The following is a 17,746-nucleotide window of genomic DNA, read 5'->3' on the forward strand; positions in this document are numbered from 1 at the left end:
GTACTACAGCGGCGGCAACTCGCAGATCTGCACCATCTCGTGCCCGCGGGCCCGCGAGATGAACTCGCCTCGGCCCGCCGGCAACTTCTGCATCTTGGTGCGGCCCACGATGTTTCCTTCGTCGCGGTCACCGCTCATCAGCAGCAGGTCGCCGGAGAGGTCCTTCATCTTGCCCAGCACCGGGTCGAACAGCGCGCGGCTCGCACCACCCGAGCGGCGGCACACCACGATCCGCAGACCGATGTCACGCGCCGACGGCAACAGTTCACTCAACGCGGCCAACGGATTTCCACTCGATGCCGACGCCACCATGTCGTAGTCGTCGATCAGCACATGGACGTTCGGGCCGTCCCACCAACTCTGATCGCGCAGTTGCTGCTGGGTCAGATCCGGCCCGGGCAGACGTCCCTGGAGAACCTGCTGCAGCTGCATCATCATCGGGCCCGCCGCCTGACCGGAGGTCGCGTAACCGGCCAGATGTTCGCCCTCGACAACGCCGAGCATGGTGCGCCGGTAGTCGATCAGCACGATCTTGTTGCGGGTCGGATCCCCCTGCTCCATCAGCCCCATGGCGACGTTGCGCAACAGTGTTGTCTTTCCGGATTCGTTATCGGCGAAGGTGATCAGCAGTGGCTGTGCGTCGAAGTCGAGCACCAGCGGCGCCAGTTCGTTCTCGCCGAGACCGATCGGGATCTGCGACGGGCCGAGCCGCATGCCCATTTCGTTTGCCCGCGCATACATCTCGGCTCGTGACAGATGCAAGCCGAGCTTGCGCACGCGACGCGCGGTGCGCCCCGGATAGATCTGGCGCAGCTGATCGACCGACCAGGCGACGGCCTCGGTGAGTGTGTCGGGGTTGCTGTCGCCGTCGAGTCGCGGAAGACCGACAAGCAGATGCAAGGCGTCGGGCGAGATACCGCGGCCCGGGCGTCCCTGCGGCACGAGCGCCGCGATCTTGCGGGCCATGTCCGATTCCATCGGGTCACCGAGCCGCAGTTCCAGCCGGGAACCGATGAGATCCTTGATGGCCGGACGGATCTCGCCCCATCGGGAGGCGGTGAGCACCACGTGGATGCCGTAGGTCAGGCCCTGGTTGATGAGCGTCGTGACGGTGCCCTCGAGGGCTTCGAAGTCCGTCCGGAACGCCGCCCAGTTGTCGATGACCAGGAACACGTCGCCGAATCCGTCGGCGGCCACCGGGTCCCGATCGGCGCCGGCGACGCCGGTGAGCACCGCGGCCTTGCGTTTGCGGAAGTCCCGCATGCTCTCGACGCCGATCTCCCGGAACCGCTCCTCGCGCTCACGCAGCAGCGTCGCGAGTTCGGCCACCGTCCGCCGGACCCCGTCGGCGTCGGACCGGGTGGCGACCACACCGACGTGCGGCAACTCCGCGAGGCCCGACAGCGTGCCACCGCCGAGGTCCAGGCAGTAGAACTGCACCTGCTCGGGCGTATGGGTGGCGCTCGCGGACATGATCATGGTGCGCAGTGCGGTCGACTTGCCCGACTGCGGTCCGCCGACGATCGCCACGTTGCCCGCGGCACCCCCGACGTCGAGGACCAGCACGTCGCGTCGCTGGTCGTAGGGCCGGTCGACGACGCCCATCTGGAACTGCAGGCCGCCGAGTTGATTGGTGCCCTCTCGCCAATCCGCCGACGGCACAAGCATGTCCACCGTCGGGGACTCGTTGAGCGGCGGCAGCCACACCTCGTGGGCGGCGCGGCCGTGCCCGGCCAACCGGGACACGACGACGTCGAGCAGCGTCGGTCCGACGGCCGGCTTGGACGGCAGTGGCGCCTCGAGTTCCTCGAGTGACGGCAGCCCGGACGCGAGTGCGGGCGCGGCGGTCTCGGGTTCGTCGTCCCAGTCGATCGGTACCCGGCCGGCGGTGAACATCTTCATGCGGCTCTGCCGGCCGGCGCCGCTGCTCTCGGGCACCGAATCCGGTGTGGTGTACTGCCCCGACACGTAAGAGCCGTTGAATCGGATGAGATCCGACGAGTCGCACTTGAGGTAGCCGGAGCCCGGGATGCTCGGCAGGTGGTAGGCGTCGGGCACGCCCAGCACGGTGCGGGATTCGTTCGCGGAGAACGTCTTCAGGCCGATCCGGTACGACAGGTGGCTGTCGAGTCCGCGCAGTTTGCCTTCCTCCAGGCGCTGCGACGCCAGCAGCAGGTGCATGTGCAGCGAACGCCCCAGCCGGCCGATCGCGACGAACAGTTCCGCGAAATCCGGTTTCTGCGAGAGGAGTTCGGAGAATTCGTCGACGACGATGAACAGCGCGGGCAGCGGTTCGAGCGGCTGTCCCGCCGCACGGGCACGTTCGTAGTCTCCGACATTCGCGAAATTACCTGCGGCGCGCAGCAATTCCTGGCGGCGGTTCATCTCGCCGGAGAGTGCGTCCTTCATGCGGTCGACCATCGCCAGTTCCTCTTCGAGGTTGGTGATGACGGCCGCGACATGCGGCGCCGAGTCGAGACCGAGGAAGGTCGCGCCACCCTTGAAGTCCACCAGCACCAGGTTCAACGCGTCCGGCGAATGCGTAGTGATCATCGAAAGGACAAGTGTCCGAAGGAATTCCGATTTTCCAGATCCGGTAGCCCCGATGCACAGCCCGTGCGGGCCCATGCCGTTCTCGGCCGCTTCCTTGATGTCGATCTCGACGGGTGTGCCGTTCTGCGATACACCGATCGGCACCCGCAGGCGTTCCCGCGGGGTCCGGGGGCGCCACACCACGTTGGGGTCGATGAGGTTGGCGTCCGGGATCTTCAGCAACGCCATCAGGCCGGGATCGACCGGCGAGGAATCCTGTTCGAGGCTGACGATCTGGGCGGCGGTCGCGATGCGGTAGCGCGACATGGCCCGGGCGAACACCTCGGCGTCGGCCACCGAGATCGTGTCGATGTCGGCGAAGGTTTCCGCACCGGCGGCACCGATCGCGGCGATCGTGCCCTCGTTCACCACGAGCCGCAGACCACGCCGAGCAGCCAGACCGTCGGGCGCGGCGGTCATGTCGATGATCGTCACGCCGTCCATGCCGGCGTCGCTGATGAGCCGTTCGTCACCGTTGACGTAGCCGTCGTCGATGATGACCACGTAGTGGATCCGTCCCGGCGTGGGTGGTGCGGTGCGGGAGAACCGCCCGCGGTCGAGCAGGTCGGCGGCGATGGCCTCCTCGAGTTCGGCGACCGATCCGTAGAGCATGCGTTCGGCGCCGACCGCGTCGCGTCTGGACGGGTGGTGCAGTTGCGGCAACCATTTCGTCCACGACCACGACTCGGCTTCCGCGTCGGCGCAGACGATCCCGATCCGCAGATGATCCGGCCCGTGGAAGGCACACAGCTCCATGACCATGGAACGGACGAGCGCACGGGTCTCCTGGCGGCGGCCGGCGATGCTGATCGCCGGGAACCCGCGCAGCGACACCGCGGTCGGCAGGCGATGCACGACGGAGTAGGTGCGGACGAACCGGCGCAGCGCGACGGTCGACACCGGCTCGAGGTCCTCGAGTGGACCGGTCTCCGGCGGCATCAGCCGGGAGGCGAGGCGCTGGCTGCCGAGACCCACCCGGACGTTGCCGAAGTCGTGATCGCCGGGGCGTCGTTCCCACATGCGGCGGCTGCCCACCACACCCTGCAGGGCCTTGGGTTCGGGGTGGCTCCATTCGAGGGCTTGGCGCTGCGCGGTACCGGTGGCGCTCACATCGTCGCGGAGCTGCGAGAGATAGCGGAAGTAGTCCTTGCGTTCCTCGTTGAGCTCGGCGGCCTTCTTGCCGCCGGAACGGCCACCGCCCATGAACATGCCGAGTGTCGACATGACCATGATCATCGGGAACATCAGCATCATCGGGTTGGTCAGCATCGACCGGCCACCGACGGTGAACATCATCGCGATCATGCCGACGATCGCCAGAATCATGATGATCGGCAGCATCTTCATCATGATGCTGCCGGGAATCACCCGCGGTACGTCGGGTGGTGGCTGCACCGCCACCTCGCCCCCCGGCGTGCGCGGCGGCGAAATCCGTGGTCGCCGCACAAAGCCAGTCGTCGCCATGGCCCCCTCCATATGCGTCGTGCGCGTGTTCCGCGCGAGTTGGATGCTAGCGAGAAGTTGACTAGATTGCCTAAACGACCGGGGACATCGCAGAACGCCTCGGGGGCAGTGACCTGGGGGAATGACTGACCATGACGATCGAGGACCCGCTCGCCGATCTCGATCACGAAGCCGGCAACGGCGAACCGGATCTGACGCGTATCTCGATTCTGGGTGGCAACACCCAGGTCGATGTCGCCCTGCCGTCGTCGCTGCCCATCGCCGCCCTGCTCCCCGACCTGGTCACCTTGATCGAGTCGCGAAATCCGCAGCGCCGCAACGACGATCCCACACGCGACGAGAAGCGTGAGCACTGGACGCTGAGTCAGGTCGGACGCGACCCGATCGACTCGCACCGCTCACTCAACGAAGCCGGCGTCCTCGACGGCGACCTGCTGATCCTCAAGTCGGTGGTGTCCCGGGAGACCCCGGCACTGTTCGACGACGTGATCGATGCCGTCGGTCGTTTGAACGAATCTCGCTTCACCATGTGGTCGGCGCGATCGGCCCGCACCATGGCCCACGTCGTCGCGCTGGTGACCAGCGTGGTGGCCGCCGTGATCCTCTGCACCTCCCGCTGGCACGTCGACAGCTGGCTCCCCGGTCTGGTGAGCGCCCTCCTGGGCCTCGGTTTCGTGGCCGCCGCGGTGATCGTCGTGCGGTACTACCGGGACACCGGCACCGCCACCGTCCTGTCCGCGTGCTCGCAACCGTTGGTGTTCGCCGGCGCGATGCTGCTGACCCCGCACGCATTCGGGGCACCGCACGTGACGTTCGCGTGCGCCGCGTCGCTGCTGATGGCCGTCATCGTCTACCGGGTCACCGCGGTCGGGCCGATGCTGCACAGCGCGATCCTCTTCGCCTCGCTGGGCGGTCTGATCTCCGCCGGGGTGATCGTGGCGTTCGGCACCGGCCTGGTGTCCGTGGGCGCCGCCCTGGCCTCGATCGCGGTGCTCTGCGTGCTGCTCGCCCCCCGCTTCACGATCGCGATGGCGCGCCTGCCGCTGCCCCCGGTGCCCACCTCGGGCGGTCCGATCGACCCGATCGACGCGGAGGCGCGGCCGAGTATCGAGGGCATCGGCGCGATCGGTGCGATGGCGTTGCCGTCGGCGGCGGCACTCGAGCGACGCGCCTACACCGCGAACCAGTACCTGACCGGAACCGTGTTGGGCCTTGCCGCACTGGCCGGGGTGGGGGCGTTGCTCGCCGCCGACCCGCTGCACGGATTCGACTGGCGGACAACCCTGCTCGCCGTCATCGTGGCGATCGTGCTGGCGTTGCGGGGACGCGCTCACACCGATGTGGCACAGACCGCGATCCTGGTCGCGGCCGGCGCCGTCGTCTTCACGCTCCTGATGGCCGGTCTGGCGGTCGGCGGTGGTACGACGTGGATCTACGTCGCGTTCGGTCTGATCCTGGCGCTCGGACTGCTGGCGCTGCTGACCGGTGTCGTCGCACCGCAGCAGGAATTCTCTCCGGTCATGAAGCGCACCGGCGAGATCCTGGAATACACGCTCGTCGGAGTCATCGCGCCGCTCGCGTTCTGGGTGATGGGCGTCTACAGCGCGGTGCGCAACCTCTGATGCGGCAGCGGACTCGTCTGCTGCGCGGCGCTGCGCTGACCGCGGTGTGCTGTGCGACCTGGGTGTCTGCCGGCCCCGCGGCCGCGATCACGCCGCCCGCCGCGTCACCGTCGAATCTGGTGCTGCAGGTGCCGTCGGGCCCGCCCCAGCCGACCGAACAGAAGGCGGTGTGCGGTAAGCCGTTTGCCTCCAGCAGTGCCGACGTGCGGGATCCGTCGGCCGCCCAGCAGTTGATGGAGGTGGCGGCCGCGCACCGCTACAGCACCGGTAAGGGCGTGAAGGTGGCCGTCATCGACACGGGCGTCTCCCCCTCGAGCCGATTCGCCAAGGTCACCGGCGGCGGCGACTTCGTCAGCAGCGGCAACGGGCTCGACGACTGCGACGGCCACGGCACCATGGTGGCCGGGATCATCGCCGGAAGACCCAGTGCAAGTGACGGTTTCGCCGGTGTGGCGCCCGACGCCGAGATCATCTCGATCCGGCAGACCTCGCTCTCCTACGGCACCAAGGACAGCAACTCCTCGGCCGATCCCGGGGACATGGCGTCGAGCAGTTACGGCAGCGTCCAGACGCTCGCCTACGCGGTGGTCGCCGCGGTCCGCAGCGGCGCCGACGTCATCAACATCTCCGAGGTCGCGTGCGCCCCGGCCGGCAGCGACATGCACGACAAGTCCCTCGGCGCCGCCCTGCAGTACGCGTACAGCCGAAACGTGGTGGTGGTCGCGGCAGCAGGCAACCTGGTGGACGCGTGCAAGCCACAGAACGACGGTGTCAATCCCGGCAATCCTGCTGCGAATGGCTGGGATTCGCTGAACACGGTGGTCAGCCCGGCCTGGTACCAGCAGTACGTGATGACCGTCGGCGGGGTGGATTCGGCGACCGGCAGTCCGTGGCCGCTGAGCGTGCACGGCCCCTGGGTGTCGGTCGCGGCACCGGCGACCGAGGTGGTGAGCGTCGGATTGCGCGGGCAGGCGGTCAACCGTCAGGAAGGGCAGAACGGGGCGACGACACTCGACGGCACGAGCTTCGCAAGCCCCTACGTGGCCGGCCTCGCGGCGCTGATCAAGGCCCGCTTCCCGGGCATCTCGGCGGCCGACGTGATCCGTCGGATCACCGCGACCGCCCACGGCGCGGGCTCCGGCCACAATCACGTCATCGGGTACGGCGTGGTGGATCCCGTTGCCGCACTGAGCGACACCGTCGTCGCTTCGGGAATCGATCCGGATGCCACACGGCCCATCGCCGCGCCCGGCAGCCATCCGCCGGACAACACCGCGCGCAACGTGGCGCTGGCCGGCACCGGCATCTGTCTGCTCACCGCACTCATCTGGTGGGCGGTGTCCATTCCTCGCCGTCGGTTGCGCCGTCTGCACGAAGACGACTACTGAAAAAGCCGTCCCGCACTCCTGCGACGAGGAGTGCGGGACGGCCTTTCGTTCAGCAGCGGCGGCCGATCAGCCTGCGGCAGGGGCGATCTCCTGCGGCCAGCTGATGGTGACGCCCGGCAGGATCTGCTTGATCTGCGGTGCGTTCTGCTTGGTGTACTTGGCGGCGTTGGCCTTCTGTGCGGGACCGCTCGCACCCATCGCCTGATACGGCGCGGCCGCCTGCTCCGCCGACCAGCTGATCTTGGCGGTACCGACCTGGACGTTCACGTCGCCACGCTGGTTGACGACGTAGTCCGCCTTCGGCAGTCCGGCCTGTGCGGCCTTCTCGGCGGGCAGGTGCACCTCGAACTGGTTCGCCTGCGGGTTGGCCACCGGCGCGGCCTCGGGTGCCTGCCGAACACCCGGGGTGGTGGTGTCACCCTGCTTCCAGGGCTCGGTCGGTCGTGCCCCCGGGTCACCGGCACCCAAGGCGTATGCGGTTGCGCCACCGATGGTTCCGCCGATGACGGCACCGGTGGCCGCGCCAGCGGCGCCCGCAGCAGCGGCACCGATCGCCGTACCGGCAGCCAGGCCGATGCCGGCTCCCGCGAGGGCGCCGAGACCGATCAGGTTCGCGTAGGCCACCTGGCCGCCACCAGGCACCACGTTCACTTGAGCAAACACGACACCGTTGTAGATGGCACCCACGATTGCACCGACCGGCACACCGACAAGTGCGCCCGCCATGGCCCCGGGAACAGCAGCCGTCGAACCGATCGCCGCGCCCGTCGTACCACCAAGTGCCACACCGATGATCGTCGATGCAGCCCGTCGCGACGCCTCATCCTTCGGCACACCCACCGCGATCAGGTTCTGCGCGATCTTGGCCTCGCCGTAGGCGGCCCATTCGTTGATCGACGTCACGTCGCGCTTCGCCATCCCCTGGGGGATGTCGGTGATGAAGTTACCGACACGGATCTTCTCCGGCGGCGGCGCGATCGGACGGACCGGTGCGGTGGGTTTCGGTGCGGTCAATGGCTTTTCGGGGACCGGGTCGTAATCGGTCTGGTAGCTGGGCCCGGTGTTGTCGTGGGTGGTGGGCTCGACGTACGGCTGGTACGGAGCCTCCTGCGGCGGCGCCGGCAACGTTCCGGGGCCGGGCGTGTAGACGGGCTCGACGGGAGCGGCCGGTTCCGGGGTGGGCGTGGTGCCACCCTGCTGAAGAACCTGCGGCGCATCCGACTCCGGGCTGGTGCCGAGCTGCTGTGGCGCAGTGTCATTCGGGTTCGTACCGCCCTGTTCCGGAGCCGCCTGCGCGAGCCCCGCGCCGGCGCCCATGGCGATCGAGGCGACCAGCGCCGCCGAGGTGACGGTCTTGAGGACCGGTCCTCGCCTGTGTGAGCGAGCCATGTTCAAACACTTCCTTTTCTCAATGCCCCCGACAGAAGGCCGTGTGGTCGACAGTCAACGCGCACAGCGAGAAGCCCCCGAGAAGGATTCGGCGCATTGAGGTTTCGTGCGAGGTTAAGGATTCCGTCGCGAATTCGGTTCACCCGGTACAGACACCGGCATAGACCCTACGCATCATCGCCCCCCGACGAGTCATTTCAGCAAACAGCATCTTCAGCATAGTGCAGGTCTTCACGGTCACGAAATCATGTGACCTACGTCACGACGGCGTTCCGCCCGCGGCCATCTCCTGGCCACCGTTCGACATCGAATCCCGTTCCACCAGCGCATCATGCTGCGACAGACGGGGTCCCGGCGGCAACAACCCGACGATGGGCCAGGGTCCGACCTGAGGCTTGTCGCCGAGTCCGAGTGCCTTACCGGTGTCGGCGTCGGCGACCTCGAAACGCACTCCGGCGTCGCTGACGAAGATCAACGATTCGCGACGTGGGGAGTCGGGGTCGCTGCCGCTGGTCGCCAGGTAGGCGCCGGTGCTCGCCGGGATGTAAGCGGCGTCGAGGCCGGGACCCGACCCGTCGCTCGTCGCCAGCGCGACCGGTTCCTTGCCGTCGCCGAGCGGAAGACCCGTGCCGGCGAGCACCCGCAGTGTGGCGGAGGCGGTGTCCGTGGACGCGCGATCCCAGGCGAGACACCCCACCGGAGCCTTCTGCTGATCGATGATGGTCGGTGCGGTGGCCGGGAAGTCGTCGACCGGCAGGACGCGACGCTGATGGACATCGGTGATCGCCGCGGGCGCAACGCTCTTGACCTGCCCGCCGGTTGCGGTGTCGGAGTACCGGATGACGTCCGCGGCGGCCTGTCCGACCGGCTGGATGCCGTCGTCGAGCACCACGTACAGGGTGGGCGCGGAGTCGGCGACGCCCGCGACCTCGACGACGGAACCGACGGCACCGAGGCCGGTCGCCGAGGTCTTGCCGCGGTCGGGGATGTCCGGGGTGGTGAGTGCATCGGCGTCGGGGAAGGCATTGAGCATGCCGGCGCTGATCGGTCGCGCGGCCGCATCCTCGAGCCCGAAGGCGCGTTGCACGGCCGGGTCGGCGGTGTCGACGAGATAGCGCTTGCCGGCGTTGAGCAGGTAGGTCTTGTCGCCGGCCCGGACCAGTAATCCCTCGCGGGCCGACAGGGCTCGGGTCGCCGCGGAGTTCTCCGGTGCGGCGGACAGCACGGTGGTGCGCACGCCCCCGGTGATCGATCCCGACCCGGTCGGGACGAGCACCGTGTCGCACACGGTCCAGTACGCGTGGCCGGCGTCCGCGGGTCCCGGAAGGCTCTGTGGCGCACCGGGGATGCCGACGAGGGGACCTCGTTTGTAGGAGCTGAGCTTGGATTCCGACACCGACTTGGGCTTGTCCGGGCTGCCGATGATCAGTCGCGCCGACGCCAGGTTGAGCACCGGGTGCAGCGTGTCGTCGACCATCACGTACAGGCCGCCGGATTCCGTGCCGATGATGATCTTGCTGTCGCCGACCGAGCCGGCCGGCTTGATCAGGCCGTACACGGCGCACGCGCCGGTCACCAGCAGTGCGAGACCGAGTCCGACTGCGACCGCACGAAAATGGGATCGCATCGGGTCGTGCAGCATGCGGACATCACGGCGCATCAGCGCGTGTTCAAGGCGACGAAGCAGGAAGCGATACCCGTTGACCTGTTGCCGCGTCGTCAACTGTGCGGGCATAGACCCTCCCCCGAATTCCCCCGATACCCGACGTGCAGGGTACCGTATACGTGCTTGGCGCTGGTAAATGAGTACGGGGGAGGCTGCGCGAGGTGTTCGATCAAACGACGTTTCGCGTCCATACGGCTGATTCGTTCTGGGCCAAACGCTGGCTGCCGACGTCGGTCCTGTTGATCGCCGAGGCGGTCGTCATGGTCGTGACGATCATCGCCGCGATCGTCGGTTTGCCGTGGTGGATCGGGGTGATCGTCGGTGTCGTCCTGGCCATTCCGGTCTTCCTGCGGCCGGGTGGCGTCTCGGTTGCCCGCACCCTCGCCGACCGCCTCGGCTTCCTCGGCCGACGCACGCGTACACCCGACTTCTGGTACGAGGCACCCTTCGACGTGCCGCTGGCCGAGGGCGGCTCCTGCGGCATGCGCTGGGACGGCGATCGCGTCATCACCATGGTGCGCATCGAGGCCAATCCCCGTGCCCTGACCCGTTTTGCGCCCGGCCGCATCATCACCGACGACGTCGTGCCCCTCGACCTGATCGCCGAATGCCTGCACCAGTTCGACATCGAACTCGAATCCGCCGACATCGTCAGCCACGGGTCGCGCGCCTACGGCAACGGCCCGATCGCCCGGATCTACGGCAGCATCCTCGGGCCGCTGCCGGCCACCGCGTTCCGCACCGTGACCGTCGTGCTGCGGATGAACCCGCTCGACAACGCCGATGCCGTCGAGCGGCGTGGCGGCGGATCGACCGGCGTGCTGAAGACCGCTCTGGTGGCCACCCGCAGGGTCGCGAACAAGCTGTCCGGCAAGGGACATGCCGCGACGATCCTGACAGCGGCCGAGATCAACGCCGTGTTCTCGTCGCTTCTCGAGGGAGCGTCGCCGGATTCGTTGACCGAGTCGTGGGATCACGTCCAGCTCGGCGCTCTGTCCACGCAGTCGTTCCACCTGGATTCCGAGGCCCTTTCCGAGCCGGGCCTGGGTGCGGCGTGGACACTCCCGAGTCTGAGTACCGTTCTGGCACTTCACCTGGAGCCGGTCGACGACAGTGAGGTGCGGCTGAGTGCGATCGCCCGCTTCAGCTCGATGAGTCCGGAGCCCATGCACGTTCCGCCCGGCTTCCACGCCTGCACCGGTCATCAGCGGGACGCCTTCGTGGCCTGCCTCCCGCTCGCCGACCCGTTCTCCGATCGCAGCTCGATGGAGTATCTGACGACCCTGGAATCGCTTGGCACGCTCGCCCTTCCGGCCGCGGGCTGCGGGCAGCTGGTCGGCGCGGACACCGAGGGCCGGGCGGTGGCCCTGTCGCTGGTGGGCTCGGCCGTCCGTACCGTCGAGGTGGCCGGGACGCTCAACCTGTGCCAGCAGGTGGTGTTGCGCGCGATCGCGCTCGGCGCCCGCGTGATGGTCAGCTCGGACCGTGCGGCGCACTGGATGCCGATGGCGCACGCGGTGGGTGATCCGCGGACGCTCGCGGTGGCCGGGCCGGCAGCGGGATCGCAGATCGCCGGCCAGCGGCAGGGCTATTCGGTGCTGGTATTCGACGGTGTACCACCGGAATCGATCAGTGCGGAGGTCACGATCATCACGGTGACCGCGGCCGGGATGGTCGCCGACGCGGCGGCCGATGTCGCACTCATGCAGAGCGCGGACGCGGGACCGTGGGTGACCGTCCGGAGCGGCGGTGTCACCGACCAGGTGATCATGGTCGCGACCGACGACGAGATGCGTTTCATCGGTGCGTCGCTGAACGCGCCCGACCGGCGGCCTCGCCGGCGTGTGACGGCCGACCACTGAACGTTGGTCGCAGGCCGTGAAACGACTTGTGCCCGCACCGGATTCCGGTGCGGGCACAGTCGTCGTGCGCTGACGTACGGTTGACTAGCCGAAGGAGGCCGCGTTCCGCGCGTCGGTGCCCTGCATGTGCTGTCCACCCTCGCGCACCGCGCTCGCGATGCGGTGCAGGATGTCCTGGGTATCGGTCATCTCCGAGCGCCACGACGCCATCTTGGCGTCGTAGGCTTCCTGTGCGCCACCCTGGAAGGTGCTGCTGAGCTGCTTGACCGCCGAATCCAGGGTGTCGGTCTGGGCGATCAGGTTACGGCCGTTCTGCTCGAGGGCGGAGGCCAGGGCCTCGATCTCCCCGAAGTTGTACTTCATCGAACCACCAGCTGCAGGCATGTTCGTTCCTTTCGTGTAAGAGTGTCGGTTTCGGGAACCGGATCAGAGGTTGAGCCCGCCGGCGTGAATGCTGGTGAAGCTCTGGGCGATGTCTTCGTTCGCGGCGTCGGAGCCCTTGAACACGGTGCCGCTCAGCGTCTCTGCCAGATCGTTGAGCTTCGCGTTGAGGCGGGTGGCCTCGGCGTCCCACTCCATCGACGTGTTCTGGAAGGCGTCGAACGCGCCGCCGTGCCAGGAGGCACGCGCGGTGTCGACCTCGTGGCTGATGGTCTTCAGGGTGTTGCGCAACGAGTCGATGATCTCGTGCACGGTGTCTGTGTGCTTGTATCCGGTATCGAGATCGAGCTCGAAGTTGTTGGACACGTGGTCACCTCATTCTCTCTAGTTGATGTCGGTCACCGGATCGGTGTTCCGATGTTGTCCCCCGCCCCACGGTCATGGCATCCATCGCCCACTCGGCAAGGTTTCCACCAGCAGGCCGATGGCCTGCTTGATGCGATGTCCCGAACCAGCGGACAATGTCGTCCACATCTGACCGTCCGGTGACACGCTGGGGCTGCCCACCACGCGACCGCGGACGGTCTCGTAGATCACGACAGCTCCAGACGACTGTTGGGTACGCCCCTCCCACGACTCCGCGGCGACGATCTCCGTGTAACCACGGCAATCGGCCAGGGCGGTACCAAGTTTCATAGATTCCCGCTCGTCGGCCCCGAGCGCGTACAGGGCATCGGAGTACGCGGCGGGAGCGGCCGCCTCGTCGAGGCGGCGGGCGAGGTCGGCGGTGGGCGCGCTGATCGTGCCCACGTCGGCCGGTGCGATGTCACCCAGACAGGCGATGATCCGCTGTGCGGCGGTCTGTACACCGTCCACCGCGACCGTCTCGATGGTCACCGAGTCCCCGAATCGCAGAGCGAGTACGTGATCGCGGCCGCGTCGGGCCAAGCAGACCCGGCGGACCCCGTCGGTGCCGAAAATCCGTGCCGCCAGACCCGATTCGTATCGGGTGAGGATCGCCAAGGCGAGCTGCAGACCGTCGTCGACGCCGTCGGTGCCCAGCAGTCCGGCGGCGCGTAGCTCCTCGTCGGCCCGTCGCGCACCGTCCTGATAGGCCTCGATGGTGTCGTAGGCCGGCGCCATGTTCAGCACGCTGGGCCAGATCTGCACGTCGATCAGTTCACCGACCCGCCACAGCGCGTTCGCGGAGAGCGTGGCCCGGGTGTCGGACATGGTGTTCCACAGCATCATTCGCCTCCGTCCGGCGCGCCGATCACCGAGGGGGCGACCGTGTTCCCGAGGTCGAGCACCCCTTCCGGCAATGCCGGCTTCGAGGATTCGTAGCGACCGGCGATGTCGGCCCAGGTGACGGTGCTGTCGTGCTGGTCGGCTTGTACCCACCCGCTGGGCAGATTCACGTCTGCCGCGGAGGCACCGGCGGCCGCGCCGGTGACACCGTAGTTCTCCGGGTGGTGCTCGTCGTCGTCTCGATTGCCATGTGCGGCAGCCGCACCCATCGGTCCCATGGGCATCGTGGACCGCATCGGCTCGGCGGACATGCCCGAGCCGTTCTGCACGATCGACGGCGCGGGTTGCACGTCTGCACTCAGGTCGACGGCGGCGTACTTGGTCTTCTCCCGCTGGTACGTGCCGGCGCCGCCGCCGCCGCCGCGACTCATCGAGCCGATCGCCGGAGCGGCGGCCAGGCCCGCCTGAATTCCGGAAGGCGCTGCCGCCTTGGCTTTCTCGGCTGCCTCGCGCGCCGCGGCGATCTCGGCGTTCAATGCATCCGCCGCAACGATCTTCGGTGGATTGGGCTGCTGCCACGGCGCGGACACCGGCGTGGTGGCGCGCTCGTAGCTCTCCATCACCCGGGATGCCCGCTGCTTCTGATCCTGATGCGCCCGTTCGGTATTCGCGGCGACGGCGTGCAGCGGCGAACCTGCCGCCATGTGCACGTGCGAGAGTGCTTCCGCGATGGCCTCGGTGGCCGCGATCTCCACCGGGTTGGGCATCGCCGTCAACGCGACGGTGGTGGCCACCGCCTGCTCCTCCGCCTTGGCCGCGGTGAACACCGCGTGCCCGGCCGCATCGGCGAACCAGGGCACCAACTGGGTCAGCTTGGCGAAAGCGTGGTTGTAGGAAGCCGATTCCCAATGCAGACCGAGGTCGGCCAGGATCTTTCCGTATTCGACACCGATGTCGACGAGTTCGGCACCAAGCTTGGCCCAGGCCGCACCGCTCTCGGCCAGATGGGCAGGACCGAGCCCGTCGTGCAGGTCGTGCGCGAGCCGCTCGGCGGGCCGCGCCTCCCAGATCACTCCGGTGAATCCCACGATCATGGCTTCATCCCCAACACTGTGCCGTTACACCGACCGACCTCAGGAGAGGAAGGTCTGCATGTTCGAATCGTCGGCGTGCCCAAAGGTATTGGCCTGCAGGCGCAACACCGCGGCGATCTTGCGCAGTTCGAGGACCGCATTGTCGCCGTCGGTGCCGAACTCGTCGGCGACCTTGTTGAAGCTCGTCGCGGCACGGACCGAGACCTCGTCGGATCCCGAGGCCGGAACCTTCAGGCCCGGCGTCTGCGCCGTCAACGTCTTGTCGAGACGTGCTGCGAGTGCGTCGAGTTTGGCTGCTGCCGTGTGCAGTTGATGCGGATCGACGGAAAGCTGGTTGTCGCTCATGTCGGTTGTCCCTCCCTGGTTGTGCATGTGTGTTCTTCGTGATCAGTGGTGCTACAGCCGGAGATCGACGTCGGGTGAGTCGATCTCAGTCTCGTGTTCCCCGCCGAGGACGGCAGGTGCCGCCTTCGGCATCTCACCGACGACCTCGCTGCCGTGTTCGGCGGTCACGAGGAAGTCCGGTGATCCGTGCCCGTCGTCGCTTCCGGCTCCGCGCGCGGCACCCGCCGCTCCGGCGGCACCGGCACCCATCGGCATCATGCCGCCGCCCGACGTTGTGGTAGTGGTCATTCCGGCGGTCCGTGCGGCGGGTCCACTCGAAGCCGAGGTCTCCGCGACTGCCGCGGTACCGAGGTTGGGCACCGACGGGCGGGCCGACAGCGGCGTCGCGATCCCACCGATGCCACCGGCACCTCCGCCGCCGCCCCCACCGGCCTTCTTGGCGCCCGCGCCGCCGGCGCCACCACCGACGCCGCCGGCACCGTGCGGCGACAGGGAGGCCGGCTTGGTGCTCTCGGCGTCCTTCTTGCCCTCGGCGCCTGTGGTTTTCGCGGCTGCCGAGGTCAGCTGCTTGGTCATGGTGCCCATCATCTGCGCACCCTGGCTGCTGAAGCTGCTCAGTGGTTGGCCCACGCTCTCGAGTACCGTCGCGGCGATGCCGAACGGCGACGGACTCGTCGGGGCACCGGTGATCGGCAACTGCTGGCCGTTCACCGCCTGCTGGGCGGTCTCTGGTGCGAGGCTGGCCTTGGTCCCGGTGACCACGGCGATCGCAGCATTGAGCGCCTTGACCGCCGCCGCGATGAGGGCCGGCGCGCCGAACGGCTCCGTCGCCAGCGCCGCGGCCATCTCGGCCATGAACTCGGCGATCACCTCGTCCATGGCGGCGCGGCCGGTGGCGACAACCCCGGCACCGGTGGTCGTGTTGGTCGCGACGTTGGCCGACTTGGCGCCGACGGCCGCTCCGTCGGCGGCCGCGGCGGCGGACTTCCCGCCGTTCGCGGTCGCCGCCATGCCCTGCCACACGCCGTCGGCGGCCTTCAGGGCACCGCCGGACAGACCGATCATGGTCTGCATCAACGTCGAGAGCCCGGTGAAGATCATCGTCGGGTCAAAACCGCTGTCGCCCAGGTTTCCCGAGCCGATCGACTGTGATAGATCGGTGACCGGCTTGAAGAGATCGTCGATGTTGATCACCGGGAACGGCGGCAGGCCCGGCATCGGCGGCAGCGGTGGTGGCGCCGCCGGCAACGGCGGGAAGCCGAGATCGGAGAGCACCTTGCTGACCGGCGTGTTGAGAATCGGCCCGAGCGGGCTGTGATTCACCATGTCGATCAGCGACTGATCGATGGGTGCCGGCACCAGCGAATTGGTGCTCTCGAACGGCGCATGCCCCGAATGCGTCATGGAAGAGTGCAGCCTCGGTGTCAGAGGTTGAGTGCAGCGATGCCCTCGAGGGCCCCCGCGTGGCTGACATCAGTGGCGGTATACGCGGCGGCCGAGCCGTATGCGGCCGCGGCCTGACCGGCGTGCACCGCCGCAAGTTGGCCGGTCTCAAAGAGATTCGTGGTCATCGCGACGATGGTGGCGACGACGTGCTCGGCACCCAGCAGGCCGAATGTGGGGGTCAGGATGCCGGCGATCGCCGCCATGTCGACCAGGCCCGCACTCGCGATCTCGGCTGCGATGGCGGCCTCGGTATCTCCGTACGTCGAAATGCCCAGCGGATCCGCTACCACATCACTCACGACAATCCCCCAATCGGTGTTGATGCCTCCCGTGCGGTCACCGTAGCGCACGTTCGGTCCTGCTCGCCCGGCCTGTGGGTCGCATGACCGACAGCGGTCATTCGTTTGAGCGACACGCGTCCTGTGATGGACCCCACATTGCTGTAGCGAAGCCGGAGTTTACCGGTAGCGGTGACCTGGGTCTACCCTGCGTCGGGCTGGTCGGTTGCGTCCGGTGGCGCGACCAGTCCGGCGAACTCGGCGTTGAACTCCTCGATGATCTGAGCCCGCATGGCAAATGCCCTCTGACACGCCACATTCGCGGTCGCGACGACGAGCTGCTCGAGTTGTTTTCCGGTCAGCATGGAGATGCGATCGGAGAACTCCAGGTCGATCAGCGCGCCGTTGCCGTCCACGACGACCCGCACCTCACCGTCGGGCGAACGCTCACCGGCCCGCACGCTCGCCATCCGTTCGCTGACCGAGTTCAGGCTGTCGAGCTGACGTCGTGCCCGTTCCTCCAGCTGATCCATGGCCCAGCTCATACCGACCTCATCCAGCTCGACGTGTCGTATCCGTCCTCCCACTCGGTGACGATCTCCTCGCGGGCCACGTCCTCGGGCTTGGGTAGGTTGAACAGGTCGATCACGTGCGCCGGATATCCCTGCTCCACCATCTGCGCGCGCCGTTCGAGACCGGCCCGCTGCGCCGCCTGACGACACAGCCGGAGCACATCCTTGGCCAGTGTCCGCGGATCGCGTTTCAGTTGGGCGTTGTCGATGGTCAGCGCGGTGGGCAAGCCCTGCTCGGTGGTCGTCACCCGCAACGCACCATCCCTGCTGGATGCGGTCGTCATCGTTCCCCCCTTGTCCGATGCCCGATGGTCGCACACCGCCGACGGTGAATCCATTCCGGTGAACGACGATTCCGCTATTGGCAATACCCGCCCCTATAGTGGGGGGTTGGACCTG

At 67.8% G+C, this 17,746-nt stretch carries 15 protein-coding genes; 3 read left to right on the plus strand and 12 right to left on the minus strand.

Annotation, left to right across the window (positions count from 1 at the left end):
• Nucleotides 1-3: 3 nt before the first annotated feature.
• Nucleotides 4-4,056 carry a type VII secretion protein EccCa gene (gene eccCa / locus ACWDTI_RS03620; RefSeq protein WP_449736669.1) on the minus strand — a complete coding sequence of 1,351 codons (4,053 nt, stop codon included), beginning with the start codon at nt 4,054-4,056 and terminating at the stop codon, nt 4-6.
• 131 nt (nt 4,057-4,187) lie between these two features.
• Between eccCa and eccD the strand changes: the two genes are divergently transcribed.
• Complete coding sequence (eccD, locus tag ACWDTI_RS03625) at nt 4,188-5,678, plus strand: type VII secretion integral membrane protein EccD (RefSeq protein ID WP_449736670.1); 1,491 nt, start codon at nt 4,188-4,190, stop codon at nt 5,676-5,678.
• The gene (gene mycP / locus ACWDTI_RS03630) at nt 5,678-7,066 is read left to right on the plus strand and encodes a type VII secretion-associated serine protease mycosin (protein ID WP_449736671.1); all 1,389 of its coding nucleotides are present in this window, start codon (nt 5,678-5,680) and stop codon (nt 7,064-7,066) included. The genes eccD and mycP overlap by 1 nt, the downstream gene beginning before the upstream one ends.
• A gap of 66 nt (nt 7,067-7,132) precedes the next feature.
• On the opposite strand, the gene ACWDTI_RS03635 is transcribed toward mycP, so the two are convergent.
• Together ACWDTI_RS03635 and eccB are read right to left on the minus strand one after the other, a co-directional pair.
• Entirely contained in the window at nt 7,133-8,455 is a 1,323-nt protein-coding gene (locus tag ACWDTI_RS03635) for a hypothetical protein (RefSeq protein WP_449736672.1), read from the minus strand.
• Nucleotides 8,456-8,714: 259 nt separating this feature from the next.
• Complete coding sequence (eccB, locus tag ACWDTI_RS03640; RefSeq protein WP_449736673.1) at nt 8,715-10,190, minus strand: type VII secretion protein EccB; 1,476 nt, start codon at nt 10,188-10,190, stop codon at nt 8,715-8,717.
• A 92-nt stretch (nt 10,191-10,282) separates the two neighbouring features.
• Here eccB and eccE point away from each other — a divergent pair, with 92 nt between their 5' ends.
• Nucleotides 10,283-11,983, plus strand: coding sequence for a type VII secretion protein EccE (gene eccE / locus ACWDTI_RS03645; RefSeq protein WP_449736674.1), 1,701 nt, complete (start codon nt 10,283-10,285; stop codon nt 11,981-11,983).
• 84 nt (nt 11,984-12,067) lie between these two features.
• Here the strand turns inward: eccE and ACWDTI_RS03650 are convergent, their stop codons facing one another.
• The 9 genes from ACWDTI_RS03650 to ACWDTI_RS03690 form a co-directional block, all read right to left on the minus strand.
• Nucleotides 12,068-12,367 carry a WXG100 family type VII secretion target gene (locus ACWDTI_RS03650; RefSeq protein ID WP_449736675.1) on the minus strand — a complete coding sequence of 100 codons (300 nt, stop codon included), beginning with the start codon at nt 12,365-12,367 and terminating at the stop codon, nt 12,068-12,070.
• A 42-nt stretch (nt 12,368-12,409) separates the two neighbouring features.
• Nucleotides 12,410-12,730 carry a WXG100 family type VII secretion target gene (locus ACWDTI_RS03655; protein WP_449736676.1) on the minus strand — a complete coding sequence of 107 codons (321 nt, stop codon included), beginning with the start codon at nt 12,728-12,730 and terminating at the stop codon, nt 12,410-12,412.
• Nucleotides 12,731-12,802: 72 nt separating this feature from the next.
• On the minus strand, nt 12,803-13,597 hold the full coding sequence (locus tag ACWDTI_RS03660) for an ESX secretion-associated protein EspG (protein ID WP_449736677.1): 795 nt from the start codon (nt 13,595-13,597) through the stop codon (nt 12,803-12,805).
• A 14-nt stretch (nt 13,598-13,611) separates the two neighbouring features.
• Complete coding sequence (locus ACWDTI_RS03665; protein WP_449736678.1) at nt 13,612-14,706, minus strand: PPE domain-containing protein; 1,095 nt, start codon at nt 14,704-14,706, stop codon at nt 13,612-13,614.
• A gap of 39 nt (nt 14,707-14,745) precedes the next feature.
• The gene (locus tag ACWDTI_RS03670) at nt 14,746-15,051 is read right to left on the minus strand and encodes a PE family protein (RefSeq protein ID WP_449736679.1); all 306 of its coding nucleotides are present in this window, start codon (nt 15,049-15,051) and stop codon (nt 14,746-14,748) included.
• 51 nt (nt 15,052-15,102) lie between these two features.
• Complete coding sequence (locus ACWDTI_RS03675) at nt 15,103-16,455, minus strand: hypothetical protein (RefSeq protein WP_449736680.1); 1,353 nt, start codon at nt 16,453-16,455, stop codon at nt 15,103-15,105.
• 20 nt (nt 16,456-16,475) lie between these two features.
• Entirely contained in the window at nt 16,476-16,796 is a 321-nt protein-coding gene (locus ACWDTI_RS03680) for a hypothetical protein (protein ID WP_449736681.1), read from the minus strand.
• Nucleotides 16,797-16,978: 182 nt separating this feature from the next.
• Nucleotides 16,979-17,320: a YbaB/EbfC family nucleoid-associated protein gene (locus ACWDTI_RS03685; protein WP_449736682.1), complete on the minus strand. Its 342-nt coding sequence runs from the start codon at nt 17,318-17,320 to the stop codon at nt 16,979-16,981.
• Nucleotides 17,317-17,631, minus strand: coding sequence for a hypothetical protein (locus ACWDTI_RS03690; protein WP_449736683.1), 315 nt, complete (start codon nt 17,629-17,631; stop codon nt 17,317-17,319). Before ACWDTI_RS03690 ends, ACWDTI_RS03685 begins: the two co-directional genes overlap by 4 nt.
• Nucleotides 17,632-17,746 lie beyond the last annotated feature (115 nt).

This window comes from Gordonia sp. NPDC003424, assembly GCF_053588655.1.